Genomic DNA, 6,956 nt, shown 5'->3' with positions numbered 1-6,956 from the left:
GGCGCGAGGTGCGCGCGGGGTCCTTCACGGCAGCTCCAAGGGGAGGTGGGGGGTGGAGAGTCGACCGTTACCCAATCTGATAGGAAGGTTTCCTATCAGAGGTCGGACGTGAAGAGCACCGGTCGCGCCGAAGGTTCGTACCTATGTACAAACGGCGGCCGCTACGGCAGCGGCTGCGCCGCCCAGATCACCTTGCCCGCGGGCAGGTAGCGGGTGCCCCAGCGCTCGGCCAGCTGCGCCACGAGGAACAGGCCGCGCCCGCCCTCGTCCGTCATGGCCGCGTAGCGCAGATGCGGGGAGGTGCTGGAGCTGTCGAAGACCTCGCAGATCAGGCTCCGGTCCCGCAGCATCCGCACCCGGATCGGCTCACCGCCGTACCGGATGGCGTTGGTGACCAGCTCGCTGAGGATCAGCTCGGTGCCGAACGACAGCTCCGCGAGGCCCCAGCCCTCCAGCGTCCGGGTCACCGCGGCCCGCACCCGCGCCACCGCCTGCGGATCGGACGGCACCTCCCACTCGGCCACCAGGTCCGGCCCGAGCGCCCTGGTGCGCGCCACGAGCAGCGCGACGTCGTCGCTCGGCCTGGCCGGCAGGCGCGCCTCCAGAACGGCCCGGCAGGTCTCCTCGGGCGACCTGCCGGCCCCGGTCAGCGCGGCACGCAGCAGCTCCAGGCCCTCCTCGATGTCGTGCGCGCGGTCCTCCACGAGCCCGTCGGTGTAGAGCACCAGCCGGCTGTCCTCGGCCAGCTCCAGCTCCGCCGTCTCGAACGGCAGTCCGCCCAGGCCCAGCGGTGGACCGGCCGGCACGTCGGGGAAGTCCACGCTCCCGTCCGGCCGCACCACGGCCGGCGGCGGATGGCCGGCCCGCGCGACGGTGCAGCGCCGGGACACCGGGTCGTAGACCGCGTACAGGCAGGTCGCGCCCGTCACCGGGGCGCTGTCGCCGTCCGCCGTCTCGTCCTGGTCGATCCGGGCCACCAACTCGTCGAGCAGGCCGAGGAGTTCGTCGGGCGGCAGATCCAGCGCGGAGAAGTTGTGCACCGCCGTGCGCAGCCGGCCCATCGTGGCCGCCGCGTGCAGCCCGTGGCCGACGACGTCCCCCACGACCAGCGCGACCCGGGCCCCGGACAGCGGCAGTACGTCGAACCAGTCGCCGCCGACCCCGGCCTGCGCCGGCAGGTAGCGGTAGGCGATGTCGAGCGCGCTCTGCTCCGGCAGCCGCCGGGGCAGCAGACTGCGCTGGAGCGTCACCGCCATGCCGTGCTCACGGGTGTAGCGGCGGGCGTTGTCGATGGACACCGCCGCCCGCGCCACCAGCTCCTCGGCGAGCGCCAGCTCCTCGGCGTCGAACGGCTCCGTCCCGCGCGAGCGCCAGAAGCACACCACGCCCAGCACCAGGGCGCCCGCCCGCAGCGGTACCGCGATCAGCGAGTGGATCCCGAAGTCCACGATCTGCCCGGACCGCTCCAGGTCCTGGGCACGCCAGCCCGGCGCCTGGTCCAGTCGCGGCTCGACGAGCGCGTGCCCCTCCTTCAGAGCGCGGGCCTGCGGCGAGGTGTCGACGAACCGGAACCGCTCGCCCACCGGGTACAGGGGCGCGTCCGCGCGCACACCGCTCAGGGCCGTGCGCCGCAGCCGCGTCACCGCCTCGGGCTGCCCGCCGCCGAGCACCCCGTCGTACAGGTCGACGGTGGTGTAGTCCGCGAACCGGGGCACCGCCAGCTCCGCCAGCTCCTCGGCCGTGCGCGTCACGTCGAGGCTGGTGCCGATGCCGACCCCGGCGTCGTACAGCATGTCCAGCCGCTCGCGGGCCTCCTCCGCGCGGCCCGACAGGGCGCGCAGCTCGGTGGAGTCGCGCAGGGTCGTGACACTGCCCGAGGGCCGGCCGCGCAGACGGGTCGGGCGCTGGTTGACCGCGAGGAGCCGGTCCTTGACCAGGTGCACCTCGTCGGTGGCCGTCCGCCCGGACTCCAGCAGCTCGGCGGTGTCCGGCGGGAGGCTGAGGTCGAGGACCCGGTCGCCCTGGGCGTCCTGCGGCAGGCCCAGCAGCCGGTGCGCCTCGTCGTTGGCGAGCAGCAGCCGCCCCTCGCCACCGACGATGATCACGCCCTCCCGCACGGCGTGCAGCACGGCGTCGTGGTGCTCGTACATCCGGGTCATCTCGTCCGGCCCGAGGCCGTGCGTCTGGCGCAGCAGCCGCCGGCTGACCAGGGCCGTGCCGAACGTGGACAGGGCCAGGGCGACCGCCGCCGTGATCAGTACGAGCGGCAGCTGGCGGTCCGCGGTGCCGCCGACCGTGGCGGTGGTGATCCCGGCCGAGACCAGCCCCACGACCTTGCCACCGGGGTCCTTGATCGGCACCACGGCATTGACGAGTGGCCCGATGGTGCCGGTGACCTGCTCGGTGACCACCTTGCCCGCCAGCGCGGGCCGGAAGGTGCCGACGAAGCGCTTGCCGATCCGGTCCGGCCTGGGGTGGGTGTAGCGGATGCCGTGGGTGTTCAGGACGACGACGTAGTCCACGCCCGTCGCCCTGCGCGCCGCCTCGGCCTTCGGCTGGAGCACGGCGGTGGGATCGGGGCTGTCCAGCGCCTCACGGGTGCCGGGCGCGTTGGCGAACGCCTCGGCGACCGCCACCGACCGGTTGCGGGCCTCCTGCGTGCTGTCGTAGCGCACCTGGAGCACCAGCGCCACGACCGCGGCGACCACCAGCAGCAGCACGATCACCACTTGGAGCAGGAACACCTGTCCGGCGAGGCTGCGCCCGCCCGCCCTCGACCGCACGCTCGCCAGCAGTCCCTTCCGCCGCCCCTCGGCGGGCGTCTCGTCCAGCGGGCCCCGCGCGGGCAGCGGGCGTCCGCGGTCGGGCGCAGGCCGTGTGCGCGGACCGCTGGGACGACGGGGCGACCGGGCCGCCGATCGGCCCCACAGCCGGACCATGTGCTCATGTCTACACCGCCCGGCCGCAGGAGGCGAGAGAAGCGACTGAGCGTGACGGCAGCCCACCGCGCGCCCTCGCCGCTCACCGGTCGCACCGCGCGCGGCCCCCGGGCAACCGCGCTCCCCGGGAACCGGTCGCACCGCCGCGGCGCCCCGCTCACCTCCGGCGCGGCGGCGCGGCGCGGCGGGTCGCGAGCAGGAGCGCGATGTCGTCCGGCCGGTCCCCGCTGTGCCGGGCCGCCGCGGTGAGCCGGTCCGCCATCGCCGACAGCGCGCGTCCGCCCGGCCGGGCAGCGGACGCCCCCGCCCTCGCGAGCGCCACCCGCAGCGCGCCGATGCCCTCGTCGATGTCGACACCCGGACGCTCCACCAGGCCGTCGGTGTACAGCGCGAGGACGGCACCGGGCTCGATCCGCAGCTCCGTCACCGGGTACCGCGCCTGCGGATCGACGCCGAGCACGACCCCGCCCGGCAGGTCCACCAGATGCGTCCGGCCGTCGGGACGGCGCAGCAGCGGCCGGGGATGCCCGGCGACGGCCGCCTGGGCCACCCCGGTCGCGGGGTCCAGCCGGATGTAGCAGCAGCTGGCGAACAGCCCGGAGTCGAGGTCGATGAGCAGGTGGTTGGTGCTGCTCATCACCTCGTCCGGCGGGCGGTCCCCGAGCGCGAAGGCGCGTACGGCGCTGCGCAGCTGGCCCATGGTGGCCGCCGCCTGCACCCCGTGCCCCTGGACGTCCCCGATGACCAGGGCGAGGCCGTCGCCCGCGGCGACCACGTCGTACCAGTCCCCGCCGACCTCCATGCCCTGGGTGCCGGGCAGATAGCGGCCCGCGGTCTCCATCAGCGGATGCTCCGCGAGCCGCCGGGGCAGCAGGGCCCGCTGCAGACCGCGGGCCAGGGCTGCCTCGCTCTCGTAGCGCTGCGCCTTCTCCATGGCGTGCGCGATCAGCCCGGCGAGGGCGGTGAGGACGGTGCGCTCCTCCGTGCTGAAGCTGCGGGGGCGGTCGAAGCCGAGGATGCAGGAGCCGACGGGGCGGCCGGAGGCGATCAGCGGCAGGAAGGCCCGCGCGCCCTCCGTCGCGTCCAGCGCGATCCCCGGGTAGGCGTCGGCGAGGTCCTGCATGGAGTCGAAGAACAGCGGGCGCCCGCTGGTGAGGGTCTCGACCCCGGGCAGCCGCTCGTCCATCCCGACCCCCTCGAACGGGGTGAGGAACCCCTTGGGGAAACCGGTCTCCCAGGCCAGCCGGAGATGGCGTTCCTGGAGCAGGTAGATCGCCAGCCTGCGCCCGCCGAACGCGGGCAGCAGCTCCCGCATCACCACGGCCGAGACCTGCCGGGCGGTGACCGCCTCGGTCAGCGCGATGGCGAGCACGATCGGCCGGTACAGCGGGGCGAGGGAGGGCGCTCCGCCCGGCTGGGGGGCGCCGTGCGCGTCCGGCGGGCCGGAAGGGCTGTCGGCCACCCGGTGCCCGAGCCGGACCGTGCAGGTCAGCAGGTCGGCGCCGGGATAGACGGACAGGGCGAGCCAGTCCCCGGCGAACGGGTGGGCGGTGCGGTCCCGGCCGTGGGCGGACGGTCTGCGCACATGGAAGTGCACCGGGTCAGGGGACAGCAGCGCCCCGCGCAGATGGTCCTCCAGGGTCGGCTGGTTCATCCAGGGCACGCCCTCCCACAGGGTGCGGCCCAGCAGTTCGGTGCGCGGCCGGCGCAGCAGCCGTGCCGCGTGCGGGTTGGCGTAGACGACCGTGCCGAGCCGGTCCAGGCACAGCACCCCGTCCGGCAGCAGATCGGCGGCGGCGTCCGCGACCGCGGCCGGCCCGGGGTCGAGGACGACACCGCGCACCGCCGTCCCCCCGGCGCGCGCGGTGTCCCGGTGCGGCCCCCACACCTCCACCAGCCGGTGTGCGCCGTGCGCGGCGCGCACGTACAGCGGCAGCGCGGGCGGACGGCCGCCCGCCGCCTCCCGCAGCGCCGCGAGGACCCGCTCCGCGTCGTCCGGGGCGACGGCCCGCGCGAACGCCTCCACGGTCCGCGCCGCGCCCGGCGCCACCGGCCCGAGGACGACGTCCAGCCATTCGTCCGCCGTCACCGCGCCGGTCGCCGGCTCCCAGGAGAAGCGTCCCAGGTGCCCGGAGGGCGGGCGGGCGGCCGGTGGCCGCACGCACAGCGGCCCGCCGTCCCAGGACACCGCCGAGGGGTCCTGGCCCTCCAGCTTCTCCAGCGCCGTCCCCAGGTCCCCGGCGAGCACCGCCAGCCGCTCGCGCACCGGCAGCAGCTCCGTGGCGTCCGCCGCCGAGGGCCCCAGCACCGTCAGCACCCCGAAGACGTCGGACCGGCCCCCGACGGGCACGTGCACGGAGCCGAACGGGAACGGCAGACCCGCCGCGAACTGCGGATAGCGGCGCATCGTCTCCGTGGCGTTGGGCAGCGCCACCTCCACGCCGAGCCGGTAGGCGTCCGCCACCGGGAACGGCCGGTCCACATGCAGCCGCCACCACGGCCGGAACAGCGGCCCCGGCAGCCCCTCCAGCACCGCCAGCCGCAGGAGTCCGGGCGTGCCGGAGCGCAGGTACACCCCACCGGCGTGGCCGCCGGCCGCGCTGATCGCCTCCGCCGAGGCATCGATCAGCAGCGCCGCCAGCCTCCCGGGCGCCCGTTCCGCGCCCTCGGCGCTCCCAGTCATCGGCCCTACCTCGTCCGTACGCCGTCACGCGTGCGACACAGCAAGAATGCGCCAGGACGCACCCCGCCCGCACCTGGGCGGCGCGCCCCGACCGCCCCGTACGGTCCCGCCGGTCACGGGAACGAGGTACCCCCTGTCCGGAACATTTCCCTGTTTCCCGGCCTCCCTCCGGCCGCCCGGCGCGTGGGGAGCCCCGCCCCGGGGCGGGCGGCCCCGGGGATCGGGAAAGTGTGAGGGATGTGCGGGGAGACCGGCCGAGTCGCCTTCTCCCTACAACCCTCCGGTCACGACGGGTGTCTCCGGAGGTGGACTGACGTACCCCCACAGTTCACCCGTCCGTCACCGCCGTTCGACCAGAGGACCTCATGTTCCGCACCGCCTCCGGGCCCCGCGTGTTCCGCCAGACCTCCGCCGCGGCGGGAGCCGTCGCCCTGATCGCGCTGGGCGCCTCACCCGCCGCCGCCGAAGACCCCGAGCCCGGACTGGTTCTGGACAGGATCGCCCCCTTCGAGGGCGTCGAGCCGGGCAGCACCCTGTCGGTGCCGGCCACCTTCACCAGCACCGGCTCCGAAGCCCTGTCCAAGGTGTGGGTGTCGTACCAGGTCAGCCGGGGCCTCCGCATCAGCGAGCTGCCCTCCAACTGCCGGGCGTGGAAGGTCGGCGGCTTCGACGAGACGCCCGTCAGCACCAAGGCGGTCTGCTCCTTCGAGCAGCGCGTCGAGCCCGGCGGCGTCTACGCCCCCGAGAAGGACCTGCCGGTCAAGGTCCTGGACAACGCGCTGTACGACGGCGTCACCGTGGTCGCCAGCTCCTACGACAACACCCCCGGCGACGAGGCGTCCGGAGGGCCCGTCCAGGGCACCGCGCCCGCCGTGAGGCTCACCGGGCGCACCGGCGCGACCCCGTCCGGCGAGGACGTGCTGGAGGTGCCGGTCAAGGCCGTCAACACCGCCGACCTCCAGGTGACCGGCGCCCGGTTGCAGGGCCGCGTCGGTGACAAGGTCAAGCTGACGGTCAAGTTCACCAACGCCGGTCCGGCCTGGGTCAACGACCGCAAGGTCGGCGAGCCGGCCACCCGGGTGTTCGTCCGCATGCCCGCCGGCACGACGGTGACCAAGGGACACGGCTTCTGCGACAGGAAGTCCGCCGGGCTCTACGAGTGCGGCACCAGCCAGGCGTGGATCGACGAGGGCTACCCCGGCACGTACACCTTCGAGCTGCGGATCGACAAGGCGGTGGCGGGCGCCGAGGGCTCGGTGGCGCTGGAGGACGCCCCGCGGCCCTACGACCCCGACAAGACCAACGACAAGGCCGGCATCGCGCTCGCCGTGACC

The 6,956-nt window shown here is 75.1% G+C and carries 3 protein-coding genes; 1 reads left to right on the top strand and 2 read right to left on the bottom strand.

The window, feature by feature from the left end:
• Positions 1-161: 161 nt before the first annotated feature.
• Entirely contained in the window at positions 162-2,939 is a 2,778-nt protein-coding gene (locus tag SZN_RS34105; protein ID WP_007504200.1) for a SpoIIE family protein phosphatase, read from the bottom strand.
• A gap of 157 nt (positions 2,940-3,096) precedes the next feature.
• Positions 3,097-5,622 (bottom strand): SpoIIE family protein phosphatase, encoded by a 2,526-nt coding sequence (locus SZN_RS34100; protein WP_007504198.1) that lies wholly within the window; start codon positions 5,620-5,622, stop codon positions 3,097-3,099.
• Positions 5,623-5,987: 365 nt separating this feature from the next.
• Here SZN_RS34100 and SZN_RS34095 point away from each other — a divergent pair.
• Positions 5,988-6,956, top strand: a 969-nt coding sequence (locus SZN_RS34095) for a hypothetical protein (protein WP_007504196.1), incomplete at its 3' end; no start/stop codon positions are given.

The organism is Streptomyces zinciresistens K42, assembly GCF_000225525.1.
Taxonomy (GTDB): Bacteria; Actinomycetota; Actinomycetes; order Streptomycetales; family Streptomycetaceae; genus Streptomyces; species Streptomyces zinciresistens.
The sequence above is the reverse complement of the archived record's forward strand: the minus strand, read 5'-3'. Positions and strand labels throughout refer to the sequence as shown.

Coding starts and splice junctions, on each gene's coding strand:
- SZN_RS34105 (WP_007504200.1), bottom strand. CDS start 2,939: ATGGTCCGGCTGTGGGGCCGATCGGCGGCCCGGTCGCCCCGTCGTCCC.
- SZN_RS34100 (WP_007504198.1), bottom strand. CDS start 5,622: ATGACTGGGAGCGCCGAGGGCGCGGAACGGGCGCCCGGGAGGCTGGCG.